The following is a 13,973-nucleotide window of genomic DNA, read 5'->3' on the forward strand; positions in this document are numbered from 1 at the left end:
CTCGCGGGGGAGGCCGCGGCCTCCGCTGCCGCGTAGCGTGGACGCATGGCCACACCCGAAGCGTCCACCGGCGTGCGCCCGCCCCTGTCGCCGGGCGACCTTCGCACGGATGCGTGGCTGGCCGCCGCGCTGCTCGTCGCCGGCATCCTCAGCACGGCCCTCGGCTCGGTGGCCGGGGTCTACGGAACAGACTCGCCGCCCCTCGCGTGGGGCCTCCTCTACGCCCTGGCGCTGGCGGCGCCCCTGGCGCTGCGCCGGCGCTTTCCCGAGATCGTGGTGCTCGTCGTCGCGGCCGCGTTCTTCGTCGGTGTCACGGTGCAGATCCCCGAGCTCTACGTGGGCAACGTCGCCATCTTCATCGCGATGTACACCGTCGGCGCCTGGGTCGAGAACCGGCGCCGGGCGACGATCGTGCGCGTCGTCGTCATCGTCGCGATGTTCGTGTGGCTGCTCGTGACGATGTTCCAGGCCGCGACGGCCCCCGCCGACGAGGGCCTGTCGCGCGTGGGACTGTTCTCGCCGTTCGTCGCCTTCATGCTCATGCAGCTGCTCATCAACGCCGCGTTCTTCGGCGGCGCGTACTACATGGGCGATCGCGCGTACGCCGCGGCGAGGGAACGCGCCGCGCTCGAGGAGCGCACGCGCGAACTCGAAGCCGAGCGCGAAGTCACCGCGGCGCAGGCCGTCGCGCTCGACCGCGTGCGCATCGCGCGCGAACTGCACGACGTCGTCGCGCACCACGTGTCGGCGATGGGCGTGCAGGCAGGAGCCGCGCGGGCCGTTCTCGACCGCGATCCGGATGCCACGCGCGCGGCCCTCGTCACCGTCGAGGAGTCCGCCCGCTCGGCGCTCGGCGAACTGCGCCACCTGCTCGAGACGCTGCGCACGTCACCCGGCGACACCCCCGACGCCTCGACGCTGAGCCTCGACGCGCTCGCCGACCTCGTGGTGCACGCGAACGAGAACGGCCTGCCCACGACCCTCACGGTCGTCGGCGACGCCGTCGCGCTTCCCGACGTGACGCAGGTGAACGTCTACCGCATCGCGCAGGAAGCGCTCACGAACGTCCGCCGTCACGCCGGACCGGATGCCACCGCCGACGTGCGCCTGCGCTACAGCCCGGACACGGTCGAACTCGAAGTCGCCAACACGGGGCGGGGGTCGGCCCTCATCGCGCCGGGCCTCGGACTCGTCGGCATGCGCGAGCGTGCGGCCGCGTCGGGCGGCACGCTCGAGTACGGTCCCCGCAGCCGTGGCGGGTTCCTCGTGCGGGCGCACCTGCCGACCGGGGCCGTCTCGTGATCGGCGTGCTGCTCGTCGATGACCACGCCGTCATGCGCGCGGGGTTCCGGATGATCCTCGAAGCAGCCGGCGACATCCGGGTCGTCGGTGAGGCCGCAGACGGCGTCGAAGCTGTGGCCGCGGCATCCGCTCTTCGTCCTGATGTGATCTGCATGGACGTGCAGATGCCCACGATGGACGGCCTCGAGGCGACGCGGCGCATCGTCGCGGATGCCGCCGTCGACGCCGCCGTCGTGATCGTGACGACGTTCGACCGCGACGACTACCTGTTCGCGGCGCTGAGCGCCGGGTCGAGCGGGTTCCTTCTGAAGAACGCGGGGCCCGAGGAGCTCGTCTCAGCCGTGCGGGTGGCCGCCGCCGGCGATGCGCTGCTCGCCCCCGAGGTGACGAAGCGGGTGATCGAGCGCTTCGCGTCGGCGGCCGATCCGGCTGCCGCCGCGGCGCCGGAGCCCGAGGTGCATGCGGAGGGGTTGACCGAACGCGAAGGCGAGGTGCTGCGGCTCGTCGCGCAGGCGATGAGCAACGCCGAGATCGCCGCACGGCTCTACATCGGCGAGGCGACCGTCAAGACGCACGTGTCGAACGTGCTGCAGAAGCTCGGCGCCCGCGACCGGGTCGCCGCCGTCGTCTACGCCCACCGCCACGGCCTCACCTGAACCCGCCCCGAAGACCACTGGCCGCGAGACTGCATCCGACGGCCGAAACAGCGGGTGAACCCCGCAGTCTCGGCGCGCGGATGCGGTCTCGCGGCCAATCAACCAGTCAGTGCCGACGCGCTCAGGCGGCGACGGCGACGCGCGCGTAGCGGTCGACGAGGGCGTTGAACGCCTCGAGGTAGCTCACGAGGAACTCGGCGGTCTGGTCGTTGGTGACCTCGCCGTCCTCGGTGAACAGGCCGGGGAGCGACTGCACGTAACCCTCGGGCTGGCCGAGGGTCGGAGCGTTGTAGTGGCTCAGGATGGCCTTCAGGTGCTGCTGCGCCGCGGCGGTCGCGATGCCGCCGCCGGACGTGCCGATGACGGCGGCCGGCTTGCCGTCGAACGAGGCCTGACCCCAGGGGCGCGCGGCCCAGTCGAGGGCGTTCTTGAGCACGCCGGGGATCGAGCGGCTGTATTCGGGCGTGACGATGATGACACCGTCGACCTCGTCGATCGCCTTCTTGAAGTCCAGCGCGACCTGCGGGTAGTCCGCGTCGTGGTCGGGTGAGTAGAAGGGCAGATCCGCGATCGGGATCTCGACGAGCGTCGTGCCCTCGGGAGCGAGACGCTCCAGCGCCTTGGCGAGGCGACGGTTGATCGAGGTCGACGAGATGCTGCCGACGATGTAGCCGATGGTCCGATCGGTCATAGCGGGATTCCTCCGTGAAAAAAGAAAGGCGTCCCCGGCGGGGACCACCGTGGACGTTCCACAGACAGCCAACCAGACATCGACCTCGTTCTATTCCCGCGCATGAAGAATTTCGCCCGCTCCTCCTTCGGGGGGAGCGGCAAGACCCACCCGCCGGGGGAGGTCGCCGCCGCGACCGATCCGTAGCGTTGATGTCGTTCGACGATCGAAAGGCGGATCATGCTGAGCCTCAGCGGCATCACCAAGAGCTACGGCACACGCCGTGTGCTCGACGACATCACGTTCGACGTGCGCCCAGGCCGGCTCACGGGATTCGTCGGCGGGAACGGCGCCGGCAAGACGACGACGATGCGCATCATCCTCGGAGTCCTCGCGAAGGACGACGGCACCGTGTCTCTCGACGGCGCCGAGCTGACGGCATCCGATCGTCGCTCGTTCGGCTACATGCCCGAAGAGCGCGGGCTATATCCGAAGATGAAGGTGCTCGAGCACATCGTGTACCTCGCGCGCCTGCACGGCTTCTCGAAGACGGATGCCGCGGCCCGCGCGCGCGCCCTGCTCGAAGAGCTGGGGCTCGGCGAGCGCCTCGAAGACAACGTCGAGACGCTTTCGCTGGGCAACCAGCAGCGCGCCCAGATCGCGGCGGCGCTCGTGCACGACCCGAAGGTGCTGATCCTCGACGAGCCCTTCTCGGGCCTGGACCCGCTCGCGGTCGACGTCGTCGCGAACGTGCTGCAGCAGCGCGCCGCGGCGGGAGCGTCGGTGCTCTTCTCGTCGCACCAGCTCGACGTCGTCGAGCGCCTGTGCGACGACCTCGTCATCATCGCCGGCGGCGCGATCCGTGCGTCCGGCGCCCGCGACGCGCTGCGCGCCGAGCACTCCACGCGCCGCTTCGAGCTGGTCTCGGCCGGCGACGCGGGGTGGCTGCGCGACGAGCCGGGCGTCGAGGTGCTCGACTTCGACGGCGGGTACGCCGTGTTCGACGCCGACTCCGATGAGACCGCCCAGCGGGTCCTGCGCCGCGCCGTCGCCGAGGGCGATGTCGCGAGCTTCGCCCCGCAGCATCCGTCTCTCGCCCAGATCTTCAAGGAGGTCATCCAGTGACCACGCAGACACCCACCCGCCGCACGGCGGCCGTCACCGCACCCAGCTTCGCGCAGAGCACGTGGCTCGTCGCCGAGCGTGAGATCGGCTCGAAGGTGCGCAGCAAGTCGTTCATCATCTCGTTCGCGATCCTGTTCGCGATCGCGCTCGCGGGCGTGCTGTGGGCCGGCTTCGCGGCGAGCAGCGGTGGGGGCACGCCCGTCGCCGTGACCGCCGACGCGCAGCCGCACCTGCCCCCGACGACGGGGCTGGAGGTGACCGAGGTCGCCGACCGCGCCGCGGCGGAAGACCTCGTGCGCGCCGGCGATGTCGACGTCGCCCTCGTGGGCGATGCGTCGTCCCCCGTCGGGTTCGTCGTGATCGCCGAGAACGACGTGTCGTCGACGCTGCTGCTCGGACTGTCGGTGCCGCCGCCTGTCGAGCTGCTCGACCCCGAGAACGCACCCAACTTCCTCGGCTACATCGCGGCGATCGGCTTCGGGGTCATCTTCCTGTTCTCGGCGCAGCTGTTCGGGGCGACGATCGCGCAGTCGGTCGTCGAAGAGAAGCAGACGCGCGTAGTCGAACTGCTCATCTCGGCGATCCCCGTGCGCGCGCTTCTGGCGGGCAAGGTCATCGGAAACACGATCCTCGCGATGGCGCAGCTGCTGATCCTGGCGGCGATCGCGGTCGTAGGACTGACGATCACGGGGCAGACCGAGTTGCTGCAGGGGCTCGGAGCACCGATCGCCTGGTTCGCGATCTTCTTCCTCTTCGGGTTCATCCTGCTCGCCGCGCTGTTCGCCGCGGCCGCGGCGATGGTGTCGCGTCAGGAGGACATCGGCTCGACCACGACGCCGCTGATGTTCCTGATCATGGCGCCGTACTTCCTGGTGATCTTCTTCTGGAACAACCCCATCGTGTTGTCGGTCATGTCGTACGTGCCGTTCTCGGCGCCGATCGGCATGCCCATGCGGATGTTCCTGGGCTGGGCCGAGTGGTGGGAGCCGCTGCTCTCGCTCGCGATCCTGCTCGTGACCTGCATCGCGGCGATCCTCGTGGGGGCGAAGATCTACCAGAACTCGCTCCTGCGCATGGGCGCCCGCGTCAAGCTCACCGAGGCCCTGCGCGGCTGACCCTTTGACCCCGAGACTGCAACGGCCCGCCGAGACCGTGGGTATCACCCGCAGTCTCGGCGTGCCGTTGCAGTCTCGCCGTCAGAGGGGCTAGTCCTCGAGCACGGCCAGGACGTTGCCGGCCGGGTCGCGGAACCAGGCGATCGGCGGCCCGCCCTCCCCGCGGACGATGCCCTTGGCATCGGAGGGGAACTCGTCGTCGCCGTAGATCTTCGTCTGCACGCCCTTCGCGATGAGCGCGTCGACGGCCGACTCGATGTCACCGACGGGGAAGTTCAGGATCGTGAAGCTCGCCGGCGTGTGGTTCGGCTTCGCATAGACGAGGATGCTGCCGCCCGAGCCGAGCCGCAGCTCGAGGAATCCCATCTCGTTGTCGCGCACGTCCAGACCGAGAGTGTCGCGGTAGAACGAGCGGGCCGCATCGATGTCGTCGACGGAGAAGCCGCTGAAGGCGCCGTCTGTCGTGAATCCGGTCATGCTGACAGCATCCGCCCGTTTCCACCCCGTGTCGAGGGGCTACTTCTCGACGAGGACGCCGTCGGCGTCGGCCCAGACGTGCTTGCCGGGGGCGAAGACGACGCCGCCCACCGTGACGTGCACGTCGACCTCGCCGACGCCGACCTTGGCGCTCTTGCGCGGATTGGAGCCGAGCGCCTTGACGCCGAGATCGAGGCCCGCGAGCGCTTCACGGTCGCGGATCGCGCCGTGCACGATGAGCCCCGACCACCCGTTCTCGACCGCGGATGCCGCGATGAGGTCGCCGACGAGCGCCGATTCGAGCGAGCCGGCCCCGTCGATCACGAGGACGGCACCGTCACCGGGTGTCGCCAGGAGCTCCTTGACCAGGGCGTTGTCACGGTGGCAGCGGATCGTGCGCACGGGGCCGTCGAACGCCGCGCGCCCGCCGAGGTCCTGGAACTGCAGCGGGAGCGAGTCGAGCTCGTCGCCGCGGTCGTCGTAAAGGTCTGCGGTCGCGATCGTCATACCCGCCACGCTACGCGGATCGCCGCATCCGGTCGAGGAATCGACGCGCGGCACAATAGACGCCTTCCCCGGCATGCGCCAGGGAGCGCGCCGAGGACGGCATCCGGCATATCCTGAACCATGCTTCCCAGCATCCTGTCCATCGGCACCGCGGTCCCGCGGACCCTTCTCGCGCAGGATGCCGTGCGCGATCTGTTCGCGAGCCAACCCGGCCTCGACCGTCGCGCGCGGCGGCTCATCCATGCCGCGTTCGGCGCCTCCGCGATCGACACGCGTCACACCGTGCTGCCCGATCTCGCGGGCGAACCCGCGAGCGGACTGCCCGTCGTGGCCGCGGACGGCGCACTGCTCGCTCCGCCGACGGGTGCACGCAACGACGAGTACCGCCGGAGCGCGCCCGCGCTCTTCGCCGCGGCATCCGCCTCCGCGATCACGCGCGCGGGCCTCAGCGCCCGCCGCATCACGCACGTCGTGACGGTCTCGTGCACGGGCCTGTATGCGCCGGGACCCGACATCGAGCTCGTGCGCGACCTGTCGCTCGACCCGGGGGTGCAGCGCTACCACCTCGGCTTCATCGGCTGTGCCGCCGCGCTTCCCGCGCTGCGCCTCGCGGGGCACATCGCGGCGAGCGACCCCGCGGCGATCGTGCTCGTCGCGACCGCCGAGCTGTGCTCGCTGCACCTGCGCAGCTCGTCCGACCCCGAGCAGATCGTCGCGGCTTCGGTCTTCGCCGACGGCGCCGCTGCCGCGATCGTGACGGCCGACCCGGCATACGAGGCCGCCGAACGCCTCGAGCTCGACGGCTTCCAGACCCAGCTGCTCCCCGACGGCGAGAAGGAGATGCAGTGGACCATCGGCGACACCGGGTTCGAGATGACGCTGACGGCGCAGGTTCCCCGCCTCGTCGGGGCGCACGCGCACTCGTCGCTGCCCACCCTGCTGGCCGCGGACGGCATCGACGCGTGGGCGGTGCATCCGGGCGGGCGCAGCATCCTCGATCGCGTCGAAGAGGCGCTCGGCGCGCCGCCTGACGCGCTGCGGGCCTCGCGCGACGTGCTGCGCCGCTACGGCAACATGTCGAGCTCGACGATCCTGTTCGTCCTCGATGAGCTGTGGTCACGGGACACCGCCGACGGCGCGCGCATCGGCGCGATGGCGTTCGGCCCCGGACTCACGGTCGAGGCTGCCCGGCTCGTGCGGCACGCGGCGCGTGTCGATACCCCGCCGGTGACCGCGATGCGCGACCTCGAGACGGTGGCCGGGTGACGGTGGTCGACCTCCGTCGGCGGGACCGCGACGTCCGCGAGCTCATGGACGACCCGGCGTGCGACCCGCGACGGCTCGCCGCGACCTACGCGCGCTTCGGGATCGTGAACCGGCTCGTCTCCGGCTGGGGGCGGGTGTATCGCGACCGGCTCCGGCCAGCGCTTCGCGCGCTCGACCGGCCCGCCCGGGTCCTCGACCTCGGATCGGGCGGCGGCGACCTGCTCGGCCGCCTCGCGGGGCTGGCCCGCGCCGACGGGCTGAGCGTCGAATGGGTCGGCGCCGATCCCGACGCGCGGGCGATCGCGGCATCCCGCGCCGCACCCGGCATCGCGCACGTGCGGGCGACCTCCGGCGATCTGCGTCGCGCGGGAGAGCGCTTCGACGCCGTCGTCTCCAACCACGTGCTGCACCACCTCTCCGACGACGAGCTGCAGCGGTTCGCGGACGACTCGCTCGCCCTGTCGTCGGGGATCGTCCTGCACGCCGACATCGCGCGCAGTCGCCGCGCCTACGGTCTCTTCGCCGTCGGCATCACGCCGCTCGCGCCGGGCACGTTCCTGCGCACCGACGGGCTGCGCTCGATCCGGCGCAGCTACACCCGGTCCGAGCTGCAGAGTGCACTGGGCGCGCCGTGGCAGGTCGAGTCGCCCGCCGCGTTCCGGCTGCTCGCGGTCGGTGACGGGCGTGGCTGACGTCGTCGTCGTGGGAGCCGGTCCCGTCGGCCTGCTGCTCGCGGGCGAACTCACCCGACGCGGCGTCGACGTCGAGGTGCTCGAACAGCGGGCTTCGGCGTCGTCCGGTTCGCGGGCCATCGGGGTGCATCCCCCCGCGCTGGCCGCGCTCGAGGCCGGCGGTGTCACCGAGCGTCTCCTCGGCGACGCGACACGGGTGAAGCGCGGCGAGGCTCGCTCGGGTGATCGCCTCCTCGGCGTCGTGCGCTTCGATCGGATCCCGGCGCGCTTCCCCTTCGTCGCGACGCTTCCGCAGTCGGCGACCGAGGCCGCACTCGCGGCGCGAACCCCGGCCCCGGTACGCGGTTCTCGCGTGACCGCGGTGCTCCCCCGCGGTGACCGGGTGCTCGTGCGCTCGAGCGTCGACGGCCGCACCGTCGAGCGCGAACCGCGGATCGTCGTGGTGGCGACGGGTGCCGGCGGTCGCGACCTCGTCTTCCGGCAGAGCGCCGCGCGCGTGCACGCGTACCCCGACCGGTACGTGATGGCGGATGCCGCGGCCCCCGGTCCGCCGGATATCGCCGTCGTGCACCTCGACGCGGGCGGAGTGCTGGAGTCGTTCCCGCTGCCCGGTGGGCGGCGCCGCTTCGTCGCGTCGGACGCCGCCGACGCCGACCCCGAGCCCGCAGCCCGTCTCGCGCGCCTGCGGGCCGCGGTGGCGGCGCGCGGGCTCGACACGACGGACATCACCGCGGCGACGGGATTCGGCGTGCGGCGGTTCGTCGCGCCGCGGCTGCGCAACGGACGGGTGCTCGTCATCGGCGACGCCGCGCACGAAGTGAGCCCCATCGGCGGTCAGGGCATGAATCTCGGCTTCCTCGACGCGGCGACGCTCGCGCCGCTCCTCGCGGAGTGGATGCACGCGGGCATCGCACCCGACGCCGGCCTCGCCCGGTGGGAGCGCCGGCGCGTGGCATCCGCTCGCACCGCCGCGCGGCTCGCCGCCGCGAACACCGCCGTCGGCAGGTCGCTCGGCCGCGCCGACGCCGTGCGGCGCGGCGGAGTGCGCGCGATGCTCGCGCCCCCGGTGCGCCCCGTGCTCGCGCGGACGTACGCGATGGGCTTGGACCGCGACGCGCGGTCTTTCGGCTGAGCCGCTCAGCCCGACAGCGCCGACCCCGAAGCGACGAGCTGCGCCGCGAGCAGGAGCGCCGCGAGCATGACGAGGCGGAAGAGGATGCGCGCCGGCGGCCGCACGAGCGCGCGGAGCACCGTCGCGGCCGCGACGACGAGCACTCCCGCGAAGAACACCCACGACAGCGGTGCGACGGCGGCCGGATCTCCCGCCGCCGGGCCGAGCAGCACGGCGGCGGCTCCCCCGCTCACGGCCACGGCTGCGAGGACGGCCGACCAGCGCGGGCCGATCCGGTGCGGCAGGCCCCGCACGCCCGTGCGCGCGTCGTCGTCGAGGTCGGGCAGCACGTTCGTGAGGTGAACGGCGACGCCGAAGGCGGCTCCGGCGATCCACGCCCATCCCGCGGCGAAGGTCGGCTCGGGCGCCGAGAGCGGCGCGAGCGAGGGGAAGACGCCGAAGCTCACGATGAACGGCACGACCGAGACGGCGGTCGCTTTGAGGCCGGCGTTGTACGACCAGCCCGAGCCGAGCAGGAGAGCGTGAGCTGCCAGCATCCGCCAGTCGAGAGCTGCGGACAGCACCAGGGCGATGACGAGGGTGCCGGATGCCGCGACCCACGCGGCTCGAAGGCTCACGTCGCCGCGGGCGAGGGGCTTGTCGGTGCGGCCGACGGCGCGATCACGGGCCGCGTCGAGCGCGTCGTTGGAGATGCCGATCGACAGCTGCCCTGCGAACACCGCGAGCGTCAGCAGCGCGAGGCGCCACGGGTCGAGCGAGACGGCGAGCCCGAGGGCGAGCGCGAGGGCGCTCACGACGAGCGTCGGCCCGGGGTGGGACGATCCCCACAGTCCTCGCACGACGCCCACGCTCGATACTCTCACGCCCCCGGCGCCCACCCCGCGAGCCCCGCCCTCACCCGCGCGCCCGCGCTTACCCGCGAGACTGCAACGGGAGGCCGAGACCGTGGGGTTCACCCGCAGTCTCGGCGTGCCGTTGCGGTCTCGCGGTCACAGGCCCGGTCACAGGCCCGGTCACAGGCCCGGTCAAGAACGAGCGGTCAGCGGGTCTGGCGGCGGCCGCGGATGATGCCGGCGATAGCGAAGGCGAGCGCGGCCACCAGTGCCACGAAGCCGACGAGGGCGGCGATGAGAGCGATGAGGTTCGAGGCGTCGTCCGACACGGCGTCGCCCGTCCACACCGTGAGGGCCGAGCCCGGTTCACCGTCATCTCCGCCGTCGACGAGCGTGAGGGCGAACACGACGAGCGCGACCCACAGCACCCATGTCGCCGCCGAATACACCACGCGCGTCGCCTTCGCGGCGCGCACCTCGCGGTCGAACAGGGTCAGCACGGGCGGCACGTACAGCGCGACGATCCCGAAGAGGCCGAACCAGATGCCGATCACCATCATCCAGCCCAGCGGCGAGCCGACGAGGCCGCGCCCGATGACGACGAACAGGGGCAGGAGGAGCGCGAGTATCCACTGCGCGACGAACACGAAACGGCCGGAGGGTGCGATATGCATCCCCCGACCGTATCGGCTCCCGCGAGACTGCATCGGCACCGCGAGACGTCGGGGTCTACCCGCTGTCTCGGCGTGCCGATGCAGTCTCGCGGTCAGGGGTCACGGGCCGGGGCCGGAGCTCGCGGTCAGGGGCACGGGCCGGGGCCGGAGGTCGAGGTCAGTCCTCGACCAGCTCGGCGTCGACGATGTCCTCGGGCGCCCGCGACGGCTCGGTGCTCGTCAGCACGAGCGCGGAGCCGTCGGCGGCGACGTCGACTCGGACGGTGTCCCCGTCGCGGGCGCCGCCGCCGAGGATCGCCATCGCGAGACGGTCCTGGATCTCGGACTGGATGAGCCGGCGCAGCGGCCGCGCTCCGAAGAGCGGGTCGTACCCGCGCTCGGCGAGCCACGCGCGCGCATCCGGCGTCACGGCGAGCGTCAGTCGGCGGTCCTTGAGGCGCCGCTGCAGCGCGTCGACCGAGAGCTCGACGATCTGCGCGAGATCGTCCTCGGTGAGCGCGTGGAACACGACGGTGTCATCGAGCCGGTTGACGAACTCCGGGCGGAACGCCTGACGCACCAGCGCCAGGACCTGGTCGCGCTTCTGCTCGGTCGTCAGGGCGGGATCGATCAGGATGGGCGAGCCGAGGTTCGACGTCAGGATCAGGATGACGTTCGTGAAGTCGACCGTCCGGCCCTGGCCGTCGGTCAGGCGCCCGTCGTCCATGACCTGCAGCAGCACGTCGAAGACTTCGGGGTGGGCCTTCTCGACCTCGTCGAGCAGCACGACCGAGTACGGACGCCGGCGCACCGCCTCGGTCAGCTGGCCGCCCTGCTCGTAGCCGACGTACCCCGGAGGGGCGCCGACGAGCCGCGAGACCGAGTGCTTCTCGCCGTACTCCGACATGTCGATGCGCACCATGGCGTGCTCGTCGTCGAAGAGGAACTCGGCCAGCGCCTTGGCGAGCTCCGTCTTGCCGACGCCCGTGGGCCCGAGGAACAGGAACGATCCGGTCGGTCGCTGCGGGTCGCTGATGCCGGCGCGCGATCGGCGCACGGCGTCGGCGACGGTCTTGACGGCGTCCTTCTGCCCGATGAGCCGTTTGCCCAGCTCACGCTCGAGGTGCAGCAGCTTCTCGGTCTCGCCCTGCAGCAGGCGCCCGACCGGGATGCCCGTCCACGCCGCGATGACCTTCGCGATGTCCTCTTCGGTCACCTGGTCGCCGACCATCCGGTCGTCGCTGCTCTCGGCCTTCTCGGCGTCGATGAGCTTGCGCTCGAGCGCGGGGATGTCGGCGTAGAGCAGCCGCGACGCCCGCTCGAGATTGCCCTCGCGCTGTGCGCGGTCGGCCTCGATGCGCGCAGCATCCAGCTGGGTCTTCAGATCGCCGACGAGGTTGAGCGATGCGCGCTCCTGCTCCCACCGGTTCTGCAGCTCGCCGAGGCGCTCCTGCTCGGTCGCGAGCGTTGCGCGCAGCGTCGCGAGACGCTCCTTCGACGCGTCGTCCTTCTCGCGCTTGAGCGCCATCTCCTCGAGCTTGAGCCGGTCGACATGCCGGCGCAGCTCGTCGATCACGAGGGGGGCCGAGTCGATCTCCATGCGCAGCCGCGAGGCGGCTTCGTCGATGAGGTCGATCGCCTTGTCGGGCAGCTGCCGCGACGGGATGTAGCGATTCGACAGGGATGCCGCGGCCACGAGCGCGCCGTCGGCGATCGCGACCTTGTGGTGCGCCTCATAGCGCTCCTTGAGCCCGCGCAGGATCGCGATCGTGTCCTCGACGCTGGGTTCGCCGACGTAGACCTGCTGGAAGCGGCGCTCCAGCGCGGCATCCTTCTCGATGAATTCGCGGTACTCGTTGAGCGTCGTGGCGCCGATGAGTCGCAGCTCACCGCGCGCGAGCATCGGCTTGAGCATGTTGGATGCCGCGACCGATCCTTCGCCGCCGCCCGCGCCCATCAGCACGTGCAGCTCGTCGATGAAGGTGATGACCTGTCCTTCGGACTCGGTGATCTCTTTGAGGACGCTCTTGAGGCGCTCTTCGAACTGACCGCGGTACATCGCCCCGGCGACGAGGGCGGACATGTCGAGGCTGATGAGCTCCTTGCCCTTCAGCGACTCGGCGACGTCGCCCGCGACGATGCGCTGGGCGAGACCTTCGACGACGGCGGTCTTGCCGACGCCGGGCTCACCGATGAGGACGGGGTTGTTCTTGGTGCGCCGGGTCAGCACCTGGCTGACGCGGCGGATCTCGCTGTCCCGCCCGATGACGGGGTCGAGCTTGCCCTGACGGGCGCGGTCGGTGAGGTTGATCCCGAACTGTTCGAGGGCGCTCTGCTGCTCCTCCTGCCCGGGCTGGGGCTGTGCGTTCATTCGTGCTCCTGAAGTCTGAGCGACTCAAGGTTGAGCCGTGTTGACTCAAGTTTAGCGCAGGAGCCTTCGTGGCGGCAAGAGGGTCAGGCGACGGGGTCGAGCATCGCGGCATCCGCCATCTGGCGCGTGCAGCTGAATCGATCGCGATAGGCGGTCGGGGTCGTGCCGAGCACACGAGCGAAGTTCTGCCGCAGGACGGCGGCCGAACCGAATCCGCTCTCGTCGGCGATGCGGTCAAGGCCCAGCTCCGTCGTCTCGAGCAGCCGCTGCGCGTGCATGATCCGCTGCCGGGCGAGCCAGGCGGCGGGAGTCGCCCCGAAGTCCGCCTTGAACCTCCGCGCGAACGTGCGCGGCGACATGTGCGCCCTCGCGGCGAGCTGATCGACCGTCAGGTCGAGTCGCAGATTGTCGAGCATCCAATCGCTCACGGGCGCGAGCGACAGCGACGTCGTCGCGGGCAGCGGCCGATCGATGAACTGCGCCTGCCCGCCGTCGCGCTGCGGCGGCACGACCATGCGCCGCGCGATCTTGTTCGCCAGTTCCGCGCCGATCTCCTGCCGCAGCAGGTGCAGGCATGCGTCGATCCCCGCGGCGGTGCCGGCGCTCGTGATGATGCGGCCGTCCTGCACGTAGAGCACGTCGGGATCGACGTCGACAGCGGGATACATCCGAGCCATGGCGTCGGCATACATCCAGTGGGTCGTCGCTCTGCGCCCGTCGAGCACGCCGGCCGCGCCGAGGATGAACGAGCCGCTGCACACGCTCAGCACCCACGCATCCCGGGCGACCGCATGGCGCACGACATCGAGCACGCGCTCATCGGTGTGACGCCAGGAGGCGCGGGGGGTCGGCGAGACGACCACGAGGTCGGCCTCGTATGCGAACGCGAGATCCAGATCGACGTTGATCGAGAACCCGATCTTCGACACCACGATGCCGGGATCGGGCGTCACGATGCGGAAGTCGAAGTTCGGGATGCCGTCCTCGGAGCGGTCGAGCCCGAAGGCCTCGCACGCGAGACCGAACTCGAAGGGCGCGAAGCCCGGCTGGACGATGACGGCGACGGTCTTCATGGCGCTCCCAAGTGGCAGTATTCGTGCGACAGGTGCCCATCCTGCCACTCGCGGCAGTTCGAGCGCAAGCGTAGGTTTCCTGCCATGATCCTTCTCGCTGC

General features: G+C 71.2%; 14 protein-coding genes. 7 read left to right on the forward strand and 7 right to left on the reverse strand.

The window, feature by feature from the left end; genetic code table 11:
* The first annotated feature begins 45 nt into the window (after positions 1 to 45).
* Positions 46 to 1,302, forward strand: a complete 1,257-nt coding sequence (locus ACWICD_RS13725) for a sensor histidine kinase (RefSeq protein ID WP_454140492.1) — start codon at positions 46 to 48, stop codon at positions 1,300 to 1,302.
* Positions 1,299 to 1,958: a response regulator gene (locus tag ACWICD_RS13730; RefSeq protein WP_376126931.1), complete on the forward strand. Its 660-nt coding sequence runs from the start codon at positions 1,299 to 1,301 to the stop codon at positions 1,956 to 1,958. Before ACWICD_RS13725 ends, ACWICD_RS13730 begins: the two co-directional genes overlap by 4 nt.
* Before the next feature lie 121 nt (positions 1,959 to 2,079).
* On the opposite strand, the gene ACWICD_RS13735 is transcribed toward ACWICD_RS13730, so the two are convergent.
* Complete coding sequence (locus ACWICD_RS13735) at positions 2,080 to 2,649, reverse strand: NADPH-dependent FMN reductase (RefSeq protein WP_376126933.1); 570 nt, start codon at positions 2,647 to 2,649, stop codon at positions 2,080 to 2,082.
* 219 nt (positions 2,650 to 2,868) lie between these two features.
* Between ACWICD_RS13735 and ACWICD_RS13740 the strand changes: the two genes are divergently transcribed.
* On the forward strand, positions 2,869 to 3,753 hold the full coding sequence (locus ACWICD_RS13740) for an ABC transporter ATP-binding protein (protein WP_376126935.1): 885 nt from the start codon (positions 2,869 to 2,871) through the stop codon (positions 3,751 to 3,753).
* The gene (locus ACWICD_RS13745) at positions 3,750 to 4,868 is read left to right on the forward strand and encodes an ABC transporter permease (RefSeq protein ID WP_454140493.1); all 1,119 of its coding nucleotides are present in this window, start codon (positions 3,750 to 3,752) and stop codon (positions 4,866 to 4,868) included. Before ACWICD_RS13740 ends, ACWICD_RS13745 begins: the two co-directional genes overlap by 4 nt.
* A 90-nt stretch (positions 4,869 to 4,958) precedes the next feature.
* Here ACWICD_RS13745 and ACWICD_RS13750 read toward each other — a convergent pair whose 3' ends face one another.
* Both ACWICD_RS13750 and rraA read right to left on the reverse strand, forming a co-directional pair.
* Positions 4,959 to 5,345, reverse strand: coding sequence for a VOC family protein (locus tag ACWICD_RS13750; RefSeq protein WP_454140494.1), 387 nt, complete (start codon positions 5,343 to 5,345; stop codon positions 4,959 to 4,961).
* Between the two features lie 39 nt (positions 5,346 to 5,384).
* Positions 5,385 to 5,852, reverse strand: coding sequence for a ribonuclease E activity regulator RraA (rraA, locus tag ACWICD_RS13755; RefSeq protein ID WP_376126940.1), 468 nt, complete (start codon positions 5,850 to 5,852; stop codon positions 5,385 to 5,387).
* 120 nt (positions 5,853 to 5,972) lie between these two features.
* Between rraA and ACWICD_RS13760 the strand changes: the two genes are divergently transcribed.
* The 3 genes from ACWICD_RS13760 to ACWICD_RS13770 are packed head-to-tail and all read left to right on the forward strand — an operon-like array spanning position 5,973 to position 8,942.
* A complete protein-coding gene (locus tag ACWICD_RS13760) occupies positions 5,973 to 7,118 on the forward strand; it encodes a type III polyketide synthase (protein WP_454140495.1) in 1,146 nt (381 codons plus the stop codon).
* A 44-nt stretch (positions 7,119 to 7,162) separates the two neighbouring features.
* Positions 7,163 to 7,810 (forward strand): methyltransferase domain-containing protein, encoded by a 648-nt coding sequence (locus ACWICD_RS13765; protein WP_454140509.1) that lies wholly within the window; start codon positions 7,163 to 7,165, stop codon positions 7,808 to 7,810.
* On the forward strand, positions 7,803 to 8,942 hold the full coding sequence (locus ACWICD_RS13770; protein ID WP_454140496.1) for an FAD-dependent oxidoreductase: 1,140 nt from the start codon (positions 7,803 to 7,805) through the stop codon (positions 8,940 to 8,942). Before ACWICD_RS13765 ends, ACWICD_RS13770 begins: the two co-directional genes overlap by 8 nt.
* A 5-nt stretch (positions 8,943 to 8,947) precedes the next feature.
* Here the strand turns inward: ACWICD_RS13770 and ACWICD_RS13775 are convergent, their stop codons facing one another.
* From ACWICD_RS13775 to ACWICD_RS13790, 4 genes are all read right to left on the reverse strand, one after another.
* Positions 8,948 to 9,790: a UbiA family prenyltransferase gene (locus ACWICD_RS13775; RefSeq protein ID WP_454140497.1), complete on the reverse strand. Its 843-nt coding sequence runs from the start codon at positions 9,788 to 9,790 to the stop codon at positions 8,948 to 8,950.
* 191 nt (positions 9,791 to 9,981) lie between these two features.
* Positions 9,982 to 10,449 carry a hypothetical protein gene (locus ACWICD_RS13780; protein WP_376126946.1) on the reverse strand — a complete coding sequence of 156 codons (468 nt, stop codon included), beginning with the start codon at positions 10,447 to 10,449 and terminating at the stop codon, positions 9,982 to 9,984.
* 157 nt (positions 10,450 to 10,606) lie between these two features.
* A complete protein-coding gene (locus ACWICD_RS13785; RefSeq protein ID WP_454140498.1) occupies positions 10,607 to 12,799 on the reverse strand; it encodes an ATP-dependent Clp protease ATP-binding subunit in 2,193 nt (730 codons plus the stop codon).
* Positions 12,800 to 12,882: 83 nt separating this feature from the next.
* Positions 12,883 to 13,872 carry a GlxA family transcriptional regulator gene (locus tag ACWICD_RS13790; protein WP_454140499.1) on the reverse strand — a complete coding sequence of 330 codons (990 nt, stop codon included), beginning with the start codon at positions 13,870 to 13,872 and terminating at the stop codon, positions 12,883 to 12,885.
* Between the last annotated feature and the right edge of the window lie 101 nt (positions 13,873 to 13,973).

The sequence above is a fragment of the Microbacterium sp. NPDC055357 genome (assembly GCF_053644835.1).